Source organism: Trichococcus sp. (genome assembly GCF_049684335.1).
Classification (GTDB): domain Bacteria; phylum Bacillota; class Bacilli; order Lactobacillales; family Aerococcaceae; genus Trichococcus.
This window is the reverse complement of the sequence record NZ_JBAVFV010000012.1, coordinates 150018-167778: the sequence shown is the minus strand read 5'-3', so window position 1 is coordinate 167778 and position 17761 is coordinate 150018. Positions and strand designations below refer to the sequence as shown.

The window sequence follows — 17761 nt, the reverse complement described above, 5'->3', positions numbered from 1 at the left end:
CAAATCGAATATTTGATACCTTAGGTCCTTTTGCGAATATCATAATTCAAGGGCTTTTTTTTGCGCCTATAGGAGGAAATATAGAATGTCTTCAAAGAAAATTATTCAGGTTGACGAAAAGGTACCTGCAAACTTGTTGATTCCACTTAGTTTGCAACATACTTTCGCAATGTTCGGTGCTTCAGTGCTTGTGCCTATCATTTTCGGTATTGATCCGAGCATCGTATTATTGATGAACGGGGTCGCCACGCTATTATTCATTTGGATCACAAAAGGGAAATCGCCGGCCTATCTTGGTTCAAGCTTTGCCTTCATCGGACCGACGAGCATCATCATCGCTAACCAAGGTTTTGAATATGCGCAGGGCGGTTTCGTCGTCTTAGGTATTATTGGCTGTATCATGGCCTTCGTCATCTATCGTGTCGGCACAAAGTGGATCGATGTTGTCCTTCCGCCTGCAGCGATGGGGGCTGTTGTTGCCTTGATCGGTCTGGAGCTGGCTCACCTTACGATTCAAGGAGGATCGATCGGTGCGAACTTGATGACCGACACTGCGACAGCACGGAACTTCGCTGTCTTCTTCATTACTTTGGGCACGGCTGTCCTAGGTTCCGTACTCTTCAAAGGTTTCTTGTCCACTATCCCTATTCTGATCGCCATCGTCGTTGGATACATTTCTGCGATTGCGTTCGGCATGGTCGACTTCACTCCGGTAATGGAAGCATCCTTGTTTACGATGCCCCATTTCCAATTGGCGAAATTTGATATGAATGCTATCTTGACGATGCTTCCGGTTTTGCTTGTGTTGACTTCGGAGCATATTGGACACCAGGTGGTCACTTCCAACGTCATCGGCCGCGATCTGATCAAAGATCCGGGCTTGCACCGTTCGCTGTTTGCTGATTACTTTGCATCTGCTTTATCCGGTTTGATCGGTGGTGTTCCGACAACGACTTATGGTGAAAACATCGGGGTAATGGCCATCACACGTGTCTACAGCGTGCGCGTCATCGCCGGTGCTGCGATTTTCTCCATGGTCATGTCCTTCTTCGGACCATTGGCAGCCCTCATTTCCACAATTCCTGGTGACGTCATCGGTGGCGTTACATTCTTACTTTACGGTATGATCGGAACCAGCGGCTTGCGTTTATTGGTTGAAGAAAAAGTGGACTACAGCAAGTCCAAGAATCTGATCTTGACATCCATCGTTTTCGTGACGGGTTTGAGCGGCCTGAAAGTTCAATTTGCAGGTATCGAATTAAGCGGAATGGTGCTTGCGAGTGTGGTCGGAATCATTTTGAGCTTATCGTTCTACCTTTTTGATAAAGCTGGCTTAATGAACGAATCAGATTGAGGATTTGCTGTCTCCTGAAAGGCAGATGCAAGTAGGCCCTTATCGGATCCAACCTTTCCGAATACATCAGCTTATAAAATTTATGACGGCTCCAACCCGGGATTTCCCGGGCGGGAGCCGTCATTTTCGCTTTTTTGGGCAGCAGTAGTATAATTGAGGCAAATGAGGGGAGTTGGGCACATGTTGACGAAGAGGATGAAGATTTCGATTGTGGCGGGAGCTCTTTTGGGTGTAGTCTGCATCGTGGGTGCCCAGCTGCGGTCCGGATTTGAGAAGGAGGCGCTGTATCTGTTCGCCTTTTGGTATAATCGGCTATTGATGGGTGTCGTTATTGGTTTTGCAAAAGAAACGCAAGAATTGAAACGAGCATTGGGAAGGGGAGCCATCCTGGGATTATTGGTTTCCTTCGCTTTCTATAGTTCAACGGGATTCGAAGATGCCGTGGGTTTTGCGGCAGGCATCGCTTATGGTGTCATCATTGAATATGTAGCCTACAGATTCGCTGATAGGGGCTGATGATTTGAAAGCCAGAATCAAGGAAATTTCGGAAGAATTAAAATTGGTCATCTCAGGAAAGACCTTAGATGCTTTATTGCCCCCCTTGTTATTTGCCGTCGTCAATGGCAAATATCAGTTGACTGTCGCCAGTATCTTGGCGATTGCTTTGGCTTTGCTGTTGGGAATCATCCGGTTGGCACGGAAGCAACCGTTGCGTTATGCCGTGGGTGGTTTGGTTGGGGTTATGTTTGCCTCCGGAATCGCGTATTTCTCGAATAATGCCACCAATTATTATCTCCCTAAAATAGTGAGCAGCGCGTTGCTCGTATTGGCGGCTCTGGTGAGCATCATACTTGGGAAACCAATGGCGGCTTTGACGAGCCATTTGACGCGAGGGTGGGATTTGGCGTGGTACTGGCGCAAGGACGTAAAACCGGCCTATCAGGAAGTGACTGTCATTTGGTTTCTGTTTTTTTTGATGCGCTTGGCTTTGCAGGTCATTCTTTTCAGACGCGGCGATATTGTTGAGTTGGCTTGGACCAATACGCTCTTGGGACTTCCGTTCACGATCGCAGGATTGATCCTCAGCTATCTCTACGGCATTTGGCGTCTCCGCAACCTCAATGGACCAAGCGTGGAGGAACACCGGGAAGGAAAACCGCAACCGTGGGAAGGGCAGACACGTGGGTTTTAATCAGATGGGTTTCGGAAAGAAGGCATTTTGATGAAAAAAGCGGGAACAGTCGCAGTGAAGGGCCGCCATGCCAATCGCATTTCTGGCAAGTACCTGTTTTTGTTGTTGAGTCTGCTGCTCTTTGGTTGTGGAACCGACAATGATGACACTACAAGTGAAACTAATCTGGAAGAGCTGACCAAAATCGAAGTGACCGAATACGAAGGACAAGATTTGTCTTCTTTGACCGATTTTCGGGAAAACTCAATCAAAGGCCCCCAATATATAGACAGTGATACCTACACATTGACGATTGACGGCTTAGTCGAGCAGCCCGTTTCCTTATCCTACGAAGAAGTGCTGGATAATCAGAAGTATTCAAAAGTTGTGACGCTGCATTGCGTGGAAGGATGGAGCGTCGATATCCTTTGGGAGGGGGTTCTGCTTGCGGACCTGTTCGAAGAAGTGGACGTTCAGGAAAACGCCGATACGGTCATTTTTTATTCAGAGGATGGCTACAGCACATCCCTGCCGCTGCGGACGATCATGGATAAGAAACTGATGATCGCCTACAAAATGAATGGGGTTGTCCTGCCACCCGAAAGAGGCTTTCCGTTCCAGCTGGTAGCGGAAGATAAGCTGGGATACAAATGGATCAAATGGATCACCCGCATCGAGCTGTCCGATGACGCGGACTATAAAGGCTATTGGGAACAGCGGGGCTTTGACAATGAGGCGGATGTCAACCCATAAGGAGAGCGGCTGAAGTGAGGGTCAGGCTGTATTTGCAAAGGGTTCTGCTTTCGGTAAAGACAGAATGGCCAGGGCTCTTGTCCGGGTCATTTTTTCGTCAGTAGTCAGTTTTCTCAAAACTATAGGCTGAAGTCTCAGCTTTTGGTATGATGGACTTATCATTTTCAGAAGGTCTGACGGGCCTGCTGGAAAGAGCGCGCAATATATGAAATAGGATAAAAAATTGAGAAAAAATAACAGTAATGATGAGGGAACGTATGATACTTGTAATAGATAATTATGATTCCTTCACCTACAATCTCGTCCAATACCTGAGACAATTGGATGAGAACGTTGTGGTGAAACGGAACGATGAAATAAGAATAGAAGAGATAGCAGCACTGAATCCGCTGATGATCCTGATTTCCCCGGGTCCGAAGACGCCTAATGAAGCGGGCATCAGTCTGGATGTCGTCAAACATTTCGCAGGGACTGTCCCGATTCTGGGCATCTGCTTGGGTCATCAAACGATCGCCGGGCTGTACGGCGCGGCAATCGTGAAGGCGAAAGAGCCTGTTCATGGGAAGGTTCACGCCATCCAGCACACAGGCAAAGGCGTCTTCCAAGGTTTGAAAAGTCCGTTGAATGTCACAAGATACCATTCCTTGATCGTGGAAAAGGGGAGCCTTCCGGATGCATTGGAGGTCACCGCATGGACAGAAGATGGCGAAATCATGGGCTTTCTTCACCGGGAAAACTTGATTGAAGGGGTCCAGTTCCATCCCGAGGCGATCCTGACGGAGCATGGGTTGGATATGTTGCGCAACTTTTTTGAGCGCGCCAAAAAAAAGCGGGAAGGGGCGGTTCTTAATGAAAAAAAGCAAGACTGACATCGTGATCAAGGAAATCGTTACCGGACTTTCGAGCTTCGAGCTATTTTCTCTATTTCGCGACCGCAAGCATTGTTTTTTCCTTGACAGCGGGATGGATCCGGAAAAATTGGGGCGCTATTCTTTCGTCGGATTCGATCCTGAATTGACGTTGACTGCTAAAGCGGGCGTGGATACTTTTGCAGAACTGAGAGCACTGCTGGAAGAATATCAGCTGGACTATGCAGGTGAGCTTCCTTTCATCGGTGGAGCTGTCGGTTACTTCGGTTATGAGCTGCGCCATCAGGTGGAACGGTTGCCTAAAGAAGCGCACGATGATGTCCAGATTCCTGACAGCTTTTTTGGCATTTATGACGGTGCGATTGTGGTGGACCATCTTTTGGGCAAGGTCCATCTTGCTTCGCCGGGTCTTTTTGGCGATCCGGAAAAGTGGGTGGCTGAAGTGGAAAAGGTCATAAGGGCTGAGGAAGGGTTGCAGTTTCCGGTTCAGACATTGGAATTGGCTGGCGCTGCCAGACCGAGACTCACCGCGAACATGACCAAAGCCTACTATTTGGCCGCGATTGCGCGCATCAAGGAGTATATCCGTTCCGGCGACATCTACCAGGTCAACATGACCCAACGCTTCCAATGCCAAACGGAAGCATCTCCTTACGACCTTTACACGCGATTGCGCAACATCAATCCCGCTCCGTTTGCCGCGTACATCGACTTCGGCTTGGGCCAGCTGCTGAGCAGTTCGCCGGAGAGATTCCTGCAAATCCGCAACGGCAAGGTGCAGACAAGGCCGATTAAAGGCACCCGGCCACGGGGCACCACCGAGCGGGAGGATAGCGCGAATCGCCAGGAGCTACTGGAGAGCGAGAAGGACCGGGCCGAATTGCTGATGATCGTCGATCTGATGCGCAATGATTTGGGCCGGGTCTGCAAAACCGGCAGCGTCAAGGTTACGGAAATGTACCATATCGAAGACTACAGCACGGTTTTTCAGCTTGTTTCGACAGTCGAAGGGGAGCTGGAGGAAGGCGTCCATGCGCTCGATTGCATCAAAGCAGCCTTTCCGGGAGGATCGATAACAGGTGCTCCGAAAATCCGGGCGATGGAAATCATCGATGAAATCGAGCCGACCCAACGCAACGTCTATACCGGATCGATCGGCTATGTCGGCTTCAACGGCGATGCCGATCTGAATATCGTCATCCGGACGATCCTGCAGAAAGGCGACACGGCCTATTTTCAGGTGGGCGGCGGAATCGTCTGGGATTCGGATGCGGAAATGGAATACGAGGAGACGCTTGTGAAGGCGAAGGCACTCATCGAGGCGCTGCAAGCGGAATTACCGGAAGGGGAAAACGAATGAAAGTATTTTTGAATACGGCCTATCTTGAAGAAGATGCAGCGCTGATCAGTCCGCTGTCCCCAGGCTTCATGTACGGATACGGGGTTTTTGAGACGATACGCGTTTCAGGTAAACAAGCGCTGTTTCTGGACCAACATTACACACGCATGGTCCGTGCGCTGTCGGTTCTGGGGATGACTTGCCCTTATCAAGAAACCGAGCTCCAGCCGATCATCGAAAAATTACTGGAGCTGAATGGCGTTTCCGAAGGATTCGTTAAGGTTGTCTGCAGCAAACCGACCTCGAAAAAACAATCGCATCAGGAAGCGGATATCCTTATCCAGACAGGAACGAAAACCTATAAAGAAGAATATGCGACAGGCTTGAAAGTGTGCCTGGCCGATGCGAGAAGGAATGAATTCTCCAAAATCGTTACCATCAAAAGCATGAACTACACGGAAAACATCCTGGAAAAAGAAGCGGCCGTTCAGAAAGGTTTTGATGAAGCTCTTTTCTTGAATACCCAAGGACGGGTTGCCGAAGGATGCGTTTCAAATGTTTTTTTGGTGAAGGATGGAATCGTACACACCCCGTCGCTGCACTGCGGCATCCTGGAAGGGACGGCTAGAGCGCGGGTAATCAAGAAGTGCGCTGAATTTCAGATTCCGGTCCAGGAAGGGGTGTACGGCCTGGAGGAGCTTTTGAGTGCGGATGAACTATTCCTCACCAATGCTCTGATGGACATCATGCCGGTGAGCCTTCTGGAGGGCAAGAACTTCGATATCGGCGCCTATCAAGTGGTGCCCCAGCTCCGGGGAAACGGGCGCTAGCCGAAGCACAGCGGTGACTTTCAGTCCGCAACTCCGACGAAGCTGCCGTCACCGGAGCACGCCTGCAAATTGCCGGTTGAACTCCGGCGAAGGCTACGTTCACCGGAGCAAACGATGAACACTAAAACCAACCGGAAAACCCGCAAGAAAGGAAACCCGATTAGATGGAAAAATGCGATCAAATCGAAAGAAGCCTCATCAAAAAATACCGGAAACCCTTATGGCGGCCCTTCATCAAAGCGATCCAGGAATATGACCTGATCCAGAAGGGCGACAAGATAGCCGTTTGCATCTCCGGTGGGAAAGATTCCATGCTGATGGCCAAACTGATGCAGGAGCTGCAACGGCATGGTCCGCTCAGTTTCGAACTTGTTTTTTTGGCGATGAATCCGGGATACAGCGAACAGAACCAGCAACAGATTTTGGATAATGCAGCATTGCTGGGCATCCCGTTGACCGTTTTCGAGTCCTCCATTTTTGATACCGTGGAGAATGTGGAATCGTCCCCTTGTTATCTTTGCGCGCGCATGCGCAGGGGTAGCCTGTACCAAAAAGCCCAAGAGCTCGGTTGTAATAAAATCGCTTTGGGCCATCATTTCGATGACGTCATCGAGACGATCCTGATGAATATGTTCTACGGCGGGACCATCGAGACGATGATGCCGAAACTGCACAGCCGGAACTTCGCAGGGATGGAGCTGATCCGACCGCTTTACCAAGTGAAGGAAGCGGATATCATCGCCTGGAAGGATTACCATCAACTGACCTTTCTCCAGTGCGCCTGCCGTTTCACGGAAATGTACGATAACCAACCGAGCGATCTGGGAGGTTTCAAACGCAAAGAGATGAAGGCGTTGATCGGGCAACTGCGCGAAACGAGTCCGCTTATCGATGCGAATATCTTCCAGAGTGTGCAGAGTGTGAACCTCGAAAAAATCATTTCTAGCCGAGATGGGGATGGAAGGCATCATTTTCTGGAAAAATACGCGGAAGGGGCTGAAAGGCCGCGTCCGGATATGGTAGAATGAGTCGAACCTCCGCAAAATCGGAGAACATTAATAGGGAGTTGAATGAAATGACCTTGTCATTCGAAGAAAAAAAAGCGATATTTGATGATTATAAAGAACTGACTGCTGTTCCGGTCTCGATGAACCGGATCAATTATCATTTCAATGCGAGCGCGGTGGACCACAAAATCGCTGTCCGCTTCCTGCATCCAAACGGCAATGCCTTCATTTATGCAGGCTACCTGCCGAAAGAAGAGACGGATAAAGGCTATATTTCCGTATTGGAAAGCGACGAAGGCACGATCCGTTTCCTGTTGGAAAAGGCGATTTCCTTTCTGAAAAAAACCGAAGACGGCTATGAGGAAGGCTACTCGGAAAAATGGGTGGATCGGTCCGGAGATGTTCTGTTGCTGATCTACGATAATCCGATGTGGTCGGTTGCGTTGAAGAACGGCCAAATGGAAGGAATCTTCAAGACCCGTGATGCGGCTGTCGGTTATCTGAATGATGAAGGTTTTTCGCGAACCAACTGACCGCTAAAAGAATGCGAAAGGAAGGCTGGTATGGGAATCAGACAAATGCTTGCGGACTATTCTCCCTTTAATGAACAGGAAGAAAAGGACCGTGAGCTGATGCTTCGGTATCTGGATCAATTCGATGATTTGTTCAAGCGTGAGAATGAGTTCGCCCACTTCACCGCTTCGAGCTGGGTCGTCAATCGCGACCGTACCAAGGTGCTGATGGTCTACCATAACATCTACCGTTCCTGGTCCTGGATCGGCGGCCACATGGATGGCGAAACCGATTTTCTGGCGACAGCCATCCGGGAAACGAAGGAAGAGACAGGTATCGAGCAGGTAAGACCGGTATCGCAGGAGCTATTTTCGCTCGAAATATTGAGTGTGGACGGGCACGTCAAAAACGGCAAACAGGTAGGGACGCATGTGCATCTGAACCTGACCTACCTGCTGGAAGCGGACGAAACGCAACAGACGAGCGTCAAACCTGACGAAAACAGCGGTGTCGCCTGGATGGGGTTGGAAGAGGCGCTTGCCAAGTGCAGCGAGCCTTACATGAGGATCATTTACGCCAAGCTGAACGATAAATTGAACAGAATACAATAGCCGCTCAGCGCCGATGGTTCTCATTTTCCATCGCCAACGAAAAGTGGCATAATGGCAGTGGAGAGCATCGACTGCGCCGAAGAACGTCTTCGGCGGATCGGTGCAGCCGCTGTTTTTTTGCATTTGAACTGTCGGGGTCGGTAATCATAAGATTAAGGAGGATTTAACTTATGAATAAAATTGTTCCGCATTTTTGGTTTGATACGCAGGCTGTAGAAGCAGCCGAATTCTATACCTCATTGTTCGATAATTCCAAAATCACAAACATCAGCCAAATCCAAAATCCACCACCATACGGAAATGCCGAGATTGTCTCGATGACGTTGGCCGGTCAGGATTTCATGGCGATCTCGGCAGGTCCATATTTTCGCCTCAATCCCTCCATTTCCATCCGAATCGATTGCGTATCAATGAAGGAAATCGATTTCCTTTGGGAAAAACTTTCGGATGGTGGCACGGTGCTCATGCCGTTGGATACTTATCCCTTCAGCAAAAAGTATGGTTGGACGGAAGACCGCTACGGCCTGTCCTGGCAGGTCATGCATGTCGGTGAACGGGAGATAGAGCAGAAATTGACGCCGACACTGATGTTCACCAACAAACAGTGTGGCAAAGCAGAGGAAGCAATCCGTTTCTATGAGGCAGTATTTTCGGATACCGAAATCGACGGAATGGATTACTACGGAGTTGGGGAGGAACCGGATGCGCCCGGGACGGTAAAGTTCGCCTCGTTCAAGCTGGAAGGCCAAACATTCGCAGCCATGGACAGCGCTCAGGCTCATGATTTTGAATTCAATGAAGCCTTCTCTTTCATCGTCAATTGCGAAAATCAGGAAGAAATCGATTACTATTGGGAAGCCCTATCTTATGTCCCGGAAGCGGAAAATTGCGGATGGCTGAAGGATAAATACGGTGTATCTTGGCAGATCGTTCCAACGGACATGAACGAGATGATGCAGACAGCGGATCCTAAAAAAATGGCACGCGTCACAGAGGCAACTCTGAAAATGAAAAAATTAGACCTTGCGGAACTGAGAAGAGTTTACGAAGCCTAGTCACTGTTTTTTTGCATGGTTGCATGAAAGAAGGATGCAGGATGAATAAGAAGGTTTGGTGGAAAGGGTTCTTCTGGAGTATCAACTTGTTATTTTTGGCGATTTTGTTGGGATTTTCAGGTGTTGCTTCGGCCACTACCATGAATGCGGAAAATCTGGATCATTTGGCTGCAGGTGAAACGATTGAAGGACCGGGTTTCTTTGCGGGTAATGTGGTGAAAGTAGATGGAAATGTGGATGGGACGACGTTTGTGTCCGGGCAGGATGTCCGGATCAACGGCAATATCAACGGTGATCTTTTTGTGGCTTCCCAAACGATTACCATCAACGGGACAGTGACCGGCAATATTTATGGAGCTGGGCAAGCACTTACCTTTGATGGGCAGTCGGAAAGCGATGTTTTCTTTGCCGGTCAGAGTATCTCCATCGGACAGGATGCGTCCATTGGCAGGGACTTGTTTGCGGCTGGCGCTACCATCCTGCAGGATGGGATCATCCAACGCAACCTCTTCGGCGGCGGAGCCGAGATTGTCCTGAGCGGGCAGATTGGCGGGGATGTCAATATTCAGACGGACAGTCTGAAACTCCAGGACGGCGCGAACATAGCGGGAGACCTCAACTACAAGGGTGAAAACGAAGCTGACATCGGAACCGGTGCAACGATCGCCGGAGACACGGATTGGGAATTTTACGAAACAATGGATAGGGGAACAACTGCCGTGCGGGAAACGCGTAGGCCGTTCATGAAACTTGTCTGGTTCCTCTGGAGCTTGGCGAGCGCTTTGCTGATTTGGTTCCTTATCCGGATCTGGCGCCCCGCTTTCTGGCAAAACACAGCCCGGCCCTTGGCTGAACAGCCGCTGAAGACGTTGGGAGTCGGTCTGCTGACATTGTTGGTGGTGCCGCCGATGATCATCTTGGCGATGGTCACCGTCATCGGGATTCCGATTGCGGTCATCCTTGGCGCCGTTTATCCGATCGCTTTGTATCTGTCGCGGATCATTGTGGCAGTTTTCATCGGACAGTGGTTGGCGAAACGCTTCAAATGGCCCGAGCTGCATAAAGGCGTCTGGCTGGTATTGTTGGGATTGATCATCCTCGGCGTTTTACGGATGCCGCCTTATATCGGCTTCCTGAGTTCCTTGCTGATCGTGATGGCAGGGTTGGGATCGCTGGTGATGGCCCATCATCGAGCTGCACCTGAAACAGCAAGCGTGCAGACCGAATTGGATCTGTAGCATCAGCAGGACGGAAACTGGAATGGAAATGCGAACGCATCATTTTCTTTTACCAGGAACGCGCTCTATTTGTTATAATGGACCTTGAGGTGAATGCATGAAATTCGTAGTGGCAAGGACATTCAAAAAGAACGGCAGTGCGGCAATCGCAATAGATGCGGTACCATCCATCATGGGCTATTCGGAAGAATTGGAGCAACGTTTCGGCCGGAAAATCGAGGTGCTCCTCCTGAGTGGGGACTCCGCGGAAGCCCTGGAAGAGGCGTGGCCGGAATACGCACCCATCGTGGTGGTTGACAACAAAGAAAGCTTCGAACGCACGATTGAAGAAAAAGTCAGCCGGAAGAAATAACATCGGATCGGCGCGGCAGCATATGGAAATGCTGCCGCGCCGGTCTTTTTTTGTTTTAATTCTCCGTTGAACCTCAGTCTGGTATAATCGATTCAGAAGCAAGAAAGCCAAAACATATGACCGCTTCGGCGGTCAAAGCAGCGAGAGGAGGAGCCTTTTACCGAGCGTATCCGCCATTTAGGGAATCCGGACAGGTAAGGCAAGAAACATGACCTTAAAACAATTAAGATATATGCTGGCAGTCGCCCAATACAAATCGATCAACGAAGCCGCAAAAAAATGCTTCATTTCACAACCGAGTCTATCAAATGCCATCAAGGACCTTGAGGAAGAAATCGGTCTGGACCTGTTCTTTCGGACCGCCAAAGGCATCACGCTGACAGCAGAAGGCAGCGAATTCCTGAAGTATGCCCAACAGGTGATCGAGCAAGCGGAATTGCTGGAACAGCGCTATCTCGACAAGAAACCGGCCAAGCAGTTGTGTTCCATTTCGACCCAACATTACGCGTTCGCCGTCAGCGCGTTCGTCAACATGATCAAAAAGAGCGGAGCGGATGAATACAAGTTCACCCTACGCGAGACGCGCACCCATGAAATCATCGAGGACGTCAAAAGTTTCCAGAGTGAAATCGGCATCCTCTATCTGGATTCTTTCAACCGCAACGCGCTCAAAAAAATCCTGAAGGAGAGCCAATTGGAGTTCCATCCTTTGTTTGAAGCGGAACCGCATATCTTTGTCAGCGTCCGCAATCCGTTGGCGGTCAAAAAAAGCGTTACCTTGGCAGATCTCGAGGATTATCCCTACCTCTCGTTCGAACAGGGAGAGCATAATTCCTTCTATTTTTCGGAAGAGATCCTCAGCACTGTCTTCCATAAAAAAAGCATTCTGGTCAGCGACCGCGCGACTTTGTTCAACTTGGTGATCGGCTTGGACGGCTATACCATCTCCACCGGCGTACTTAGTGAAGAGTTGAACGGAACGGATATCGTTTCCGTACCTTTGGATGTCGAGGATAGGATGGTGATCGGTTGGATCGCCAATAAGAAAGCCGGAATCAGCCGGCAGGCAGCAGCCTATATCAAGGAGCTGAAGGCAGTGATCCGAACCTATGGCAATTAACAGGTTCGGTCTTTTCTTTGTATAGCCTTTTGCTATAACTAAGTATATTTTTTTGGTGTTACTCTATATCTTTATTCCATGGCATACTATTGGAAATAAATGACTTCTTGCGGGTAGTCATAAACTGACATGATCAATTGTACACAAAGTAAGTGCGCTTAACATTTGCCACTTTGAACAAATTGAAGGAGGACATGATTATGAAGATTAGAGATATGATCAGCAAAGGGGAACCAACCGTTTCGTTTGAAATTTTTCCGCCGAAGAGCAGCTATTCCCTCGACACCGTGTTCGATACTTTGCATGACCTGAAGGGCCTGCATCCCGATTTCATTTCCGTGACCTACGGCGCAGGCGGCACCGCCCAAAGCAACACGGTCGAAATCGCATCGCGCATCAAAAAGGATTTCGGCATCGAATCGATCGCCCACTTGACCGGCTGCACCTCCACAAAAGAGGGCATGAAACGGACACTGGCGTCGATCAAGGATAGCGGCATCGAAAACATCCTGGCTTTGCGCGGGGATATCCCGCAGGAAAAGTTGGCGGATAGAAGCTGGAATCCGGAATACCGTTACGCTTCCGAACTCATCGACGACATCAAAGCAGCAGGCGATTTTTCGATTGGAGCGGCCTGCTATCCGGAAGGGCATGTCGATTCCATCAATAAAGTGGATGACCTGAAAAATCTGAAAAAGAAAATGGACCGCGGAGCTGACTTCATGATCACGCAGCTTTTCTACGACAACGATCTTTTCTATCAGTTCAAGGAGAAACTGGACCTCGTCGGCATCGAACAGCCGGTCATCGCGGGGATACTGCCGGTACTGAACATCAAACAAGTGAAACGGATCCAGGAAATCTCCGGATGCAACCTGCCGCCGAAATTCCTGCGGATACTTGATAGATACGCGCACGATCCGGCATCGCTGCAGGAAGCCGGCATCGCTTATGCAGTCGATCAGATCATCGATTTGCTTTCTTCCGGAGTGGATGGCGTCCACATCTACACGATGAACAAGCCTGATGCGACAAGAAGAATCATGGAGAACATCTCCTGTGTCCGCAAGGCGGTCTGCAGAAAAGAGCCGCAAAGATGAAGACGGATCTGAAGCTGGTCGCGAAGTACCTTGGCTTCGGCAACAAACAACCGGACGAACGGACAAGGAACGACATGGAGATCATCGCCACCCAGTTTGAGCAGGCAATCACCGGGAAATGGACTTATGGGCATTATCTTCTGGACCACTCCGTTGAGGGCTTGATTACGCTTGAGGGGACCGCTGTTGTGCTGGAAGGGAAAAGCATCAATCGTACCTTGAAACGCTGCAAGGAGGTCTACATCATGGTCTGCACGTTAGGCGCGCAGGGGGACTTCCTCCTCGAGCGCAACAAGTTGATGTCGCCTACCTTGGGGATGATCGCTGATGCCTGCGCATCCGCATTCGTCGAGACGATCGCGGACCGTTGCCAGCAGGAAATCGAAAGCCAACTGCCAGCGGGAGCCGCACTGACTTTCCGCTATGCGCCCGGATACGGGGACCTTCCGTTGGCCACCAACAAAACGCTGCTCGGGGAATTGCAGTCAGACAAGCGAATCGGGGTCCATCTGACGGATTCGATGCTGATGACGCCAAGAAAATCGATTGTGGCGATCTTGGGCGTTCTGGAGGAAGGCAGCTCCAAAGGGAAGAACCATCGCTGCGGGAACGCCAGCTGCAACGAGTGCGATCTGAACGACAGCTGCACGGCCAGAAGTTAAGCTAGGAGGCAAAGTAATGGATATCAGGAAACAAATTGGGGAAGAATTGCTTCTCTTTGATGGAGCGATGGGCACGATGCTCCAGACATACGGGATGAAAGCCGGCCAAAATCCGGAAGCGTTGAATCTGGAGGATCCCGAGCTGCTCAGCCGGATCCATCGGGAATACGTCGAAGCCGGCGCACAATTCATCACGACAAATACTTTTGGAGCGAATGCCTACAAACTGCAGGAGACCGGCTACTCCGTTACGGAAGTGATCACTGCTGCTGTCGAAATCGCCAAAGCGGCAACGGCAGGGACCGGGGCAAAAGTGGCGCTCGATATCGGACCGGTAGGGAAAATGATGAAACCAATCGGATTGCTTGATTTCGACCAGGCTTACGACTATTTCCGCGAGCAAGTGACGATCGGGGCTGCGGCCGGAGCTGATCTGATCCTCATCGAAACGATGTCGGACTTGGCGGAAATGCGCGCAGCCGTTTTGGCGGCGAAAGAAAACTGCAACCTGCCGATTTTCGCAACGATGACCTTTACGGAGGACGGCAACACCTTGACCGGGACCGAGCCGGAAATCATGGCGCTCTCTTTGGATGCATTGGGTGTGGATGCACTGGGCGTGAACTGTTCATTGGGGCCTAAGGAGCTGATTCCCATCATCAAAAGGATATTGGCATTCACGAATACGCCAGTGATGGTGCAGGCGAATGCCGGCATCCCTGTGACGGAAGCGGGCGTCGCCAAATATAACGTCGTTTCCAAGGCTTACCTTGAGGTCGCGAAAGAATTGGCCGGTTTGGGGGTTTCTGTTATCGGAGGGTGCTGCGGCACGACACCGGAATACATCCGTGATCTGCAGCAGGCCAAGGCGTCTTTTGCGAAAAGGGAAATCAATCAATTGAAACGGTACGTCTGTTCCGCGCAGAAAAAAGTTTGCCTGGATGGCCAAATCACCCTCATCGGGGAGCGGATCAACCCGTCAGGCAACAAGGCTTTGAAGGAACAATTCGTGGCAGGCAATCCATTGGCGGCCATCAAAGTCGCTTTCGAACAGGTCCAAAAAGGTGCGGATGTGTTGGACGTCAACACCTCTTTGCCGATGATCGACGAAACGGACTATATGACAAAAATCATCGATGGCATGAGCGGCCTGGTGGAAGCACCGTTGCAGTTCGATTCGACCAAACCGGAAGTGCTTGAAGCAGCCTTGAGGCGCTATAGCGGCGTTGCGATCGTCAATTCGGTCAACGGGAAAGAATCCTCGATGGCCGAAATCTATCCAATCGTCCAGAAATACGGCGCCTTTGTCGTTGCCTTGTGTCTGGATGAGGCGGGCATTCCGGATGACGCGGCCGGCCGGACAAAGGTCGCCCAAAAGCTGATCGATCGAGCGGGAGAATACGGCATCGGGTCCGAAAGACTGTTGGTGGATTGCCTTGTGCTCACTGCAGCTGCCCAACAGAAAGCGGTAATAGAGACGTTGAAGGCATTGCGTTGGGTCAAGGAAAACACGAAAGCATTGACCACTTTGGGACTGAGCAATGTTTCCTATGGACTTCCTTTCCGAGCCTTGATCAATCGAACCTATTTTGCGATGGCCCTGACTTCGGGGCTGGATACGGTCATCATCAATCCAGGAGCCGACGGAATCGTCGATACGATGCGCGCCTTCAATGTTCTGTCAGGGCAAGACGAAGGTGCCATCGACTATATCGACTACAACAACAAAAAGGCTGTGGTCAAATCCGATGGTCCCAAGCAGGAAAACGTGGTCCGTTCCTACCGGGAAATGCTGTTGGAGGGCGACGAAACAGGGATCATGAAGGCAACAAACGCCTTGCTTAAAGATAATACTCCGTTGGCGGTCGTAGACAATCATATCGTGCCGGCATTGGATGAAGTCGGCAAGCTCTATGAGCAGAAGAACATCTTCCTACCTCAGCTGATCCGCGCCGCCGAAACGGCCGGTAAAGCCTTTGAGACGATCCGAGCAAAACTTGCTGCAGGCAATGAGAAGCTAGAATCGAAGGGGACCATCGTCATGGCCACCGTAAGAGGGGATATCCATGATATCGGAAAAAATCTGGCCAAAGTCCTGCTTGAAAACTATGGCTACGACGTCATCGACCTGGGCAAGGATGTCCCGATCGAGGAGGTTGTGGCAGTTGCCAAGCAACATCAAGTTAAATTGGTCGGACTGTCTGCGCTTATGACAACGACCGTCACGGCGATGGAGGATACGATCACAGCCTTGCGCGAGGCTGGTTTGCCTGTGAAGGTCTTCGTAGGAGGAGCCGTACTGACAGAAAAGTACGCCAAAGCTATAGGCGCGGATTACTACTGCAAAGACGCCCGAGCCGGCGTCACAGTAGCCGAAGAGGTCTTCAGTACAAACTAAAAAATCCCGGAAGAGACTCCATTCAAAATGGATCTCTTCCGGGATTTTTCTTTTAGGCTGGATGTCTCGTTTTATTCATGTCATCCGGTTTTGATCTTAAGATAACGGCGCTGATGAAGAGCGCGACCGAATACAGTGCCAACACGACATAGAGAACGTTGTTGAAGGAACCTGTCTTCGCAATGATGAAGGCACTCAATTGGTTCCCGGAAAGTCCGGCAAAAGCCCAGGCCGATAAAGCCAGTCCGTGGATGGTGCTGATGCTGTTCATCCCGAACCGGTCGGCAAGCAGTGGCGGAAGGCTGGAGAAACCGCCGCCGTAGCCAGCGTTGATGACACAAAGGGTAATGATGACTAAAGGAGCGATTGCGTTGTTGATGCCGTTCGACAAAAGCGTAAGCGCCGTAGCAGCGATCGAAAGACCGAAAATCCAGATATAAATGGTGTTTCTGTCCTTCAACCTGTCTCCGAAGGATGCAAAGCCAAGCCGACCACTTGCGTTGAAGAGTGCCGTCAATGAGCTGATTACTCCGACTGCACCGAAGCCGATGAAGTGCAGCAAATCCTTCTCCTGCGAGATGAGCGCCAAGCCGCAAGTGATGTTGATGAAGAACATCAACCAAATGCCGATGAACGTTTTGTTCTTGAAGATATCAAGGATGTTTTCGCCCTTCTTCATCTTCACGGGTACTTCCACCCAATCGGATGGTTTTTTCAACAGCAGATGGCCCATGAACATCATGATGAAATAGACAACAGCCAGGATATAGAACAGTTTGTAAAGCCGGGTCGGGTCAACGAGCGTACCATCCACATTTGTTGCACCCAAAAGCATCTCGATGATCGGGCTGGCGATGACCTTTGCCAATCCGAATCCGGCCACCGCTATCCCCGTAGCCAGGCCTTTATTGTTTTTGAACCAGAGCATCAGGGTTTTGACCGGCGAGAGATAGCCGATGCCACAACCGATGCCCATCAGGACACCATAAGTCAGAAAGATGCCGATCAGCGATTTTTGCTGGATGAAGAATCCGGTTCCGGCCATCCCGGCTGCAAAGCAAACCGCCGCAATCAGGGAAGATTTGTGGATGTCCTTCTCCACGGCTCTGCCCGCGAAGGCAGCCGACATTCCAAGGAAGAAGATGGCGATGCTGAACGCCCATTCGACCTCGCCTAGCGGCCTGCCGATATATTCGGCGATGCCCCCCTTCAGCAAAGACCAGCAGTAGACTGTCCCGATGCTGCAATGGATCAACAGTGCCGGTACAGCGGCACGCATCCATTTATTTTCGATGTTGTTCATTGTAAAGCCCCCCTTAGGTAATGATAGTATGGATTGCGTGAATATTTAATCAAGCTATCGTCATCTTACCCCCGAATTGCCGTAAA

18 protein-coding genes are annotated in these 17761 nt (G+C 50.3%); 17 read left to right on the top strand and 1 reads right to left on the bottom strand.

Annotation, left to right across the window (positions count from 1 at the left end; translation table 11 throughout):
- Nucleotides 1-85 precede the first annotated feature (85 nt).
- The 17 genes from uraA (at nt 86) to WBM30_RS02795 (ending at nt 16372) form a co-directional block, all read left to right on the top strand.
- The gene (uraA, locus tag WBM30_RS02875) at nt 86-1354 is read left to right on the top strand and encodes a uracil permease (protein ID WP_424899284.1); all 1269 of its coding nucleotides are present in this window, start codon (nt 86-88) and stop codon (nt 1352-1354) included.
- A gap of 180 nt (nt 1355-1534) precedes the next feature.
- Nucleotides 1535-1870, top strand: coding sequence for a hypothetical protein (locus tag WBM30_RS02870; protein ID WP_424899283.1), 336 nt, complete (start codon nt 1535-1537; stop codon nt 1868-1870).
- A gap of 4 nt (nt 1871-1874) precedes the next feature.
- Complete coding sequence (locus WBM30_RS02865) at nt 1875-2546, top strand: DUF3159 domain-containing protein (RefSeq protein WP_424899282.1); 672 nt, start codon at nt 1875-1877, stop codon at nt 2544-2546.
- Between the two features lie 30 nt (nt 2547-2576).
- Nucleotides 2577-3278: a molybdopterin-dependent oxidoreductase gene (locus WBM30_RS02860; protein WP_424899281.1), complete on the top strand. Its 702-nt coding sequence runs from the start codon at nt 2577-2579 to the stop codon at nt 3276-3278.
- A 257-nt stretch (nt 3279-3535) separates the two neighbouring features.
- The gene (locus WBM30_RS02855; protein WP_424899280.1) at nt 3536-4147 is read left to right on the top strand and encodes an anthranilate synthase component II; all 612 of its coding nucleotides are present in this window, start codon (nt 3536-3538) and stop codon (nt 4145-4147) included.
- Complete coding sequence (pabB, locus tag WBM30_RS02850) at nt 4128-5507, top strand: aminodeoxychorismate synthase component I (RefSeq protein WP_424899279.1); 1380 nt, start codon at nt 4128-4130, stop codon at nt 5505-5507. Before WBM30_RS02855 ends, pabB begins: the two co-directional genes overlap by 20 nt.
- A complete protein-coding gene (locus tag WBM30_RS02845) occupies nt 5504-6316 on the top strand; it encodes an aminotransferase class IV (protein WP_424899278.1) in 813 nt (270 codons plus the stop codon). The genes pabB and WBM30_RS02845 overlap by 4 nt, the downstream gene beginning before the upstream one ends.
- Nucleotides 6317-6480: 164 nt before the next feature.
- Nucleotides 6481-7344: a tRNA 2-thiocytidine biosynthesis TtcA family protein gene (locus WBM30_RS02840; RefSeq protein WP_424899277.1), complete on the top strand. Its 864-nt coding sequence runs from the start codon at nt 6481-6483 to the stop codon at nt 7342-7344.
- A gap of 47 nt (nt 7345-7391) precedes the next feature.
- Nucleotides 7392-7856 (top strand): hypothetical protein, encoded by a 465-nt coding sequence (locus tag WBM30_RS02835; RefSeq protein WP_086987147.1) that lies wholly within the window; start codon nt 7392-7394, stop codon nt 7854-7856.
- A gap of 30 nt (nt 7857-7886) precedes the next feature.
- Complete coding sequence (locus WBM30_RS02830; RefSeq protein ID WP_424899276.1) at nt 7887-8447, top strand: NUDIX hydrolase; 561 nt, start codon at nt 7887-7889, stop codon at nt 8445-8447.
- Nucleotides 8448-8617: 170 nt separating this feature from the next.
- Entirely contained in the window at nt 8618-9502 is an 885-nt protein-coding gene (locus tag WBM30_RS02825) for a VOC family protein (protein WP_424899275.1), read from the top strand.
- Nucleotides 9503-9543: 41 nt separating this feature from the next.
- Nucleotides 9544-10740 (top strand): hypothetical protein, encoded by a 1197-nt coding sequence (locus WBM30_RS02820; RefSeq protein ID WP_424899274.1) that lies wholly within the window; start codon nt 9544-9546, stop codon nt 10738-10740.
- Between the two features lie 97 nt (nt 10741-10837).
- Entirely contained in the window at nt 10838-11092 is a 255-nt protein-coding gene (locus WBM30_RS02815) for a DUF6718 family protein (RefSeq protein ID WP_424899273.1), read from the top strand.
- A 208-nt stretch (nt 11093-11300) separates the two neighbouring features.
- Nucleotides 11301-12212, top strand: a complete 912-nt coding sequence (locus tag WBM30_RS02810; RefSeq protein ID WP_424899272.1) for a LysR family transcriptional regulator — start codon at nt 11301-11303, stop codon at nt 12210-12212.
- A 200-nt stretch (nt 12213-12412) separates the two neighbouring features.
- Entirely contained in the window at nt 12413-13312 is a 900-nt protein-coding gene (gene metF, locus WBM30_RS02805; RefSeq protein WP_424899271.1) for a methylenetetrahydrofolate reductase [NAD(P)H], read from the top strand.
- On the top strand, nt 13309-13974 hold the full coding sequence (locus WBM30_RS02800) for a vitamin B12 dependent-methionine synthase activation domain-containing protein (protein ID WP_424899270.1): 666 nt from the start codon (nt 13309-13311) through the stop codon (nt 13972-13974). Before metF ends, WBM30_RS02800 begins: the two co-directional genes overlap by 4 nt.
- Before the next feature lie 16 nt (nt 13975-13990).
- On the top strand, nt 13991-16372 hold the full coding sequence (locus WBM30_RS02795) for a homocysteine S-methyltransferase family protein (RefSeq protein ID WP_424899269.1): 2382 nt from the start codon (nt 13991-13993) through the stop codon (nt 16370-16372).
- A 52-nt stretch (nt 16373-16424) separates the two neighbouring features.
- On the opposite strand, the gene WBM30_RS02790 is transcribed toward WBM30_RS02795, so the two are convergent.
- Nucleotides 16425-17666 (bottom strand): OFA family MFS transporter, encoded by a 1242-nt coding sequence (locus WBM30_RS02790; RefSeq protein ID WP_424899418.1) that lies wholly within the window; start codon nt 17664-17666, stop codon nt 16425-16427.
- Between the last annotated feature and the right edge of the window lie 95 nt (nt 17667-17761).

What these genes read in the sequence shown, in the direction of transcription:
- uraA (WP_424899284.1), top strand. Translation starts at nt 86, where the DNA reads ATGTCTTCAAAGAAAATTATTCAGGTTGACGAAAAGGTACCTGCAAAC.
- WBM30_RS02870 (WP_424899283.1), top strand. Translation starts at nt 1,535, where the DNA reads ATGTTGACGAAGAGGATGAAGATTTCGATTGTGGCGGGAGCTCTTTTG.
- WBM30_RS02860 (WP_424899281.1), top strand. Translation starts at nt 2,577, where the DNA reads ATGAAAAAAGCGGGAACAGTCGCAGTGAAGGGCCGCCATGCCAATCGC.
- WBM30_RS02855 (WP_424899280.1), top strand. Translation starts at nt 3,536, where the DNA reads ATGATACTTGTAATAGATAATTATGATTCCTTCACCTACAATCTCGTC.
- pabB (WP_424899279.1), top strand. Translation starts at nt 4,128, where the DNA reads ATGAAAAAAAGCAAGACTGACATCGTGATCAAGGAAATCGTTACCGGA.
- WBM30_RS02845 (WP_424899278.1), top strand. Translation starts at nt 5,504, where the DNA reads ATGAAAGTATTTTTGAATACGGCCTATCTTGAAGAAGATGCAGCGCTG.
- WBM30_RS02840 (WP_424899277.1), top strand. Translation starts at nt 6,481, where the DNA reads ATGGAAAAATGCGATCAAATCGAAAGAAGCCTCATCAAAAAATACCGG.
- WBM30_RS02835 (WP_086987147.1), top strand. Translation starts at nt 7,392, where the DNA reads ATGACCTTGTCATTCGAAGAAAAAAAAGCGATATTTGATGATTATAAA.
- WBM30_RS02830 (WP_424899276.1), top strand. Translation starts at nt 7,887, where the DNA reads ATGGGAATCAGACAAATGCTTGCGGACTATTCTCCCTTTAATGAACAG.
- WBM30_RS02825 (WP_424899275.1), top strand. Translation starts at nt 8,618, where the DNA reads ATGAATAAAATTGTTCCGCATTTTTGGTTTGATACGCAGGCTGTAGAA.
- WBM30_RS02820 (WP_424899274.1), top strand. Translation starts at nt 9,544, where the DNA reads ATGAATAAGAAGGTTTGGTGGAAAGGGTTCTTCTGGAGTATCAACTTG.
- WBM30_RS02815 (WP_424899273.1), top strand. Translation starts at nt 10,838, where the DNA reads ATGAAATTCGTAGTGGCAAGGACATTCAAAAAGAACGGCAGTGCGGCA.
- WBM30_RS02810 (WP_424899272.1), top strand. Translation starts at nt 11,301, where the DNA reads ATGACCTTAAAACAATTAAGATATATGCTGGCAGTCGCCCAATACAAA.
- metF (WP_424899271.1), top strand. Translation starts at nt 12,413, where the DNA reads ATGAAGATTAGAGATATGATCAGCAAAGGGGAACCAACCGTTTCGTTT.
- WBM30_RS02800 (WP_424899270.1), top strand. Translation starts at nt 13,309, where the DNA reads ATGAAGACGGATCTGAAGCTGGTCGCGAAGTACCTTGGCTTCGGCAAC.
- WBM30_RS02795 (WP_424899269.1), top strand. Translation starts at nt 13,991, where the DNA reads ATGGATATCAGGAAACAAATTGGGGAAGAATTGCTTCTCTTTGATGGA.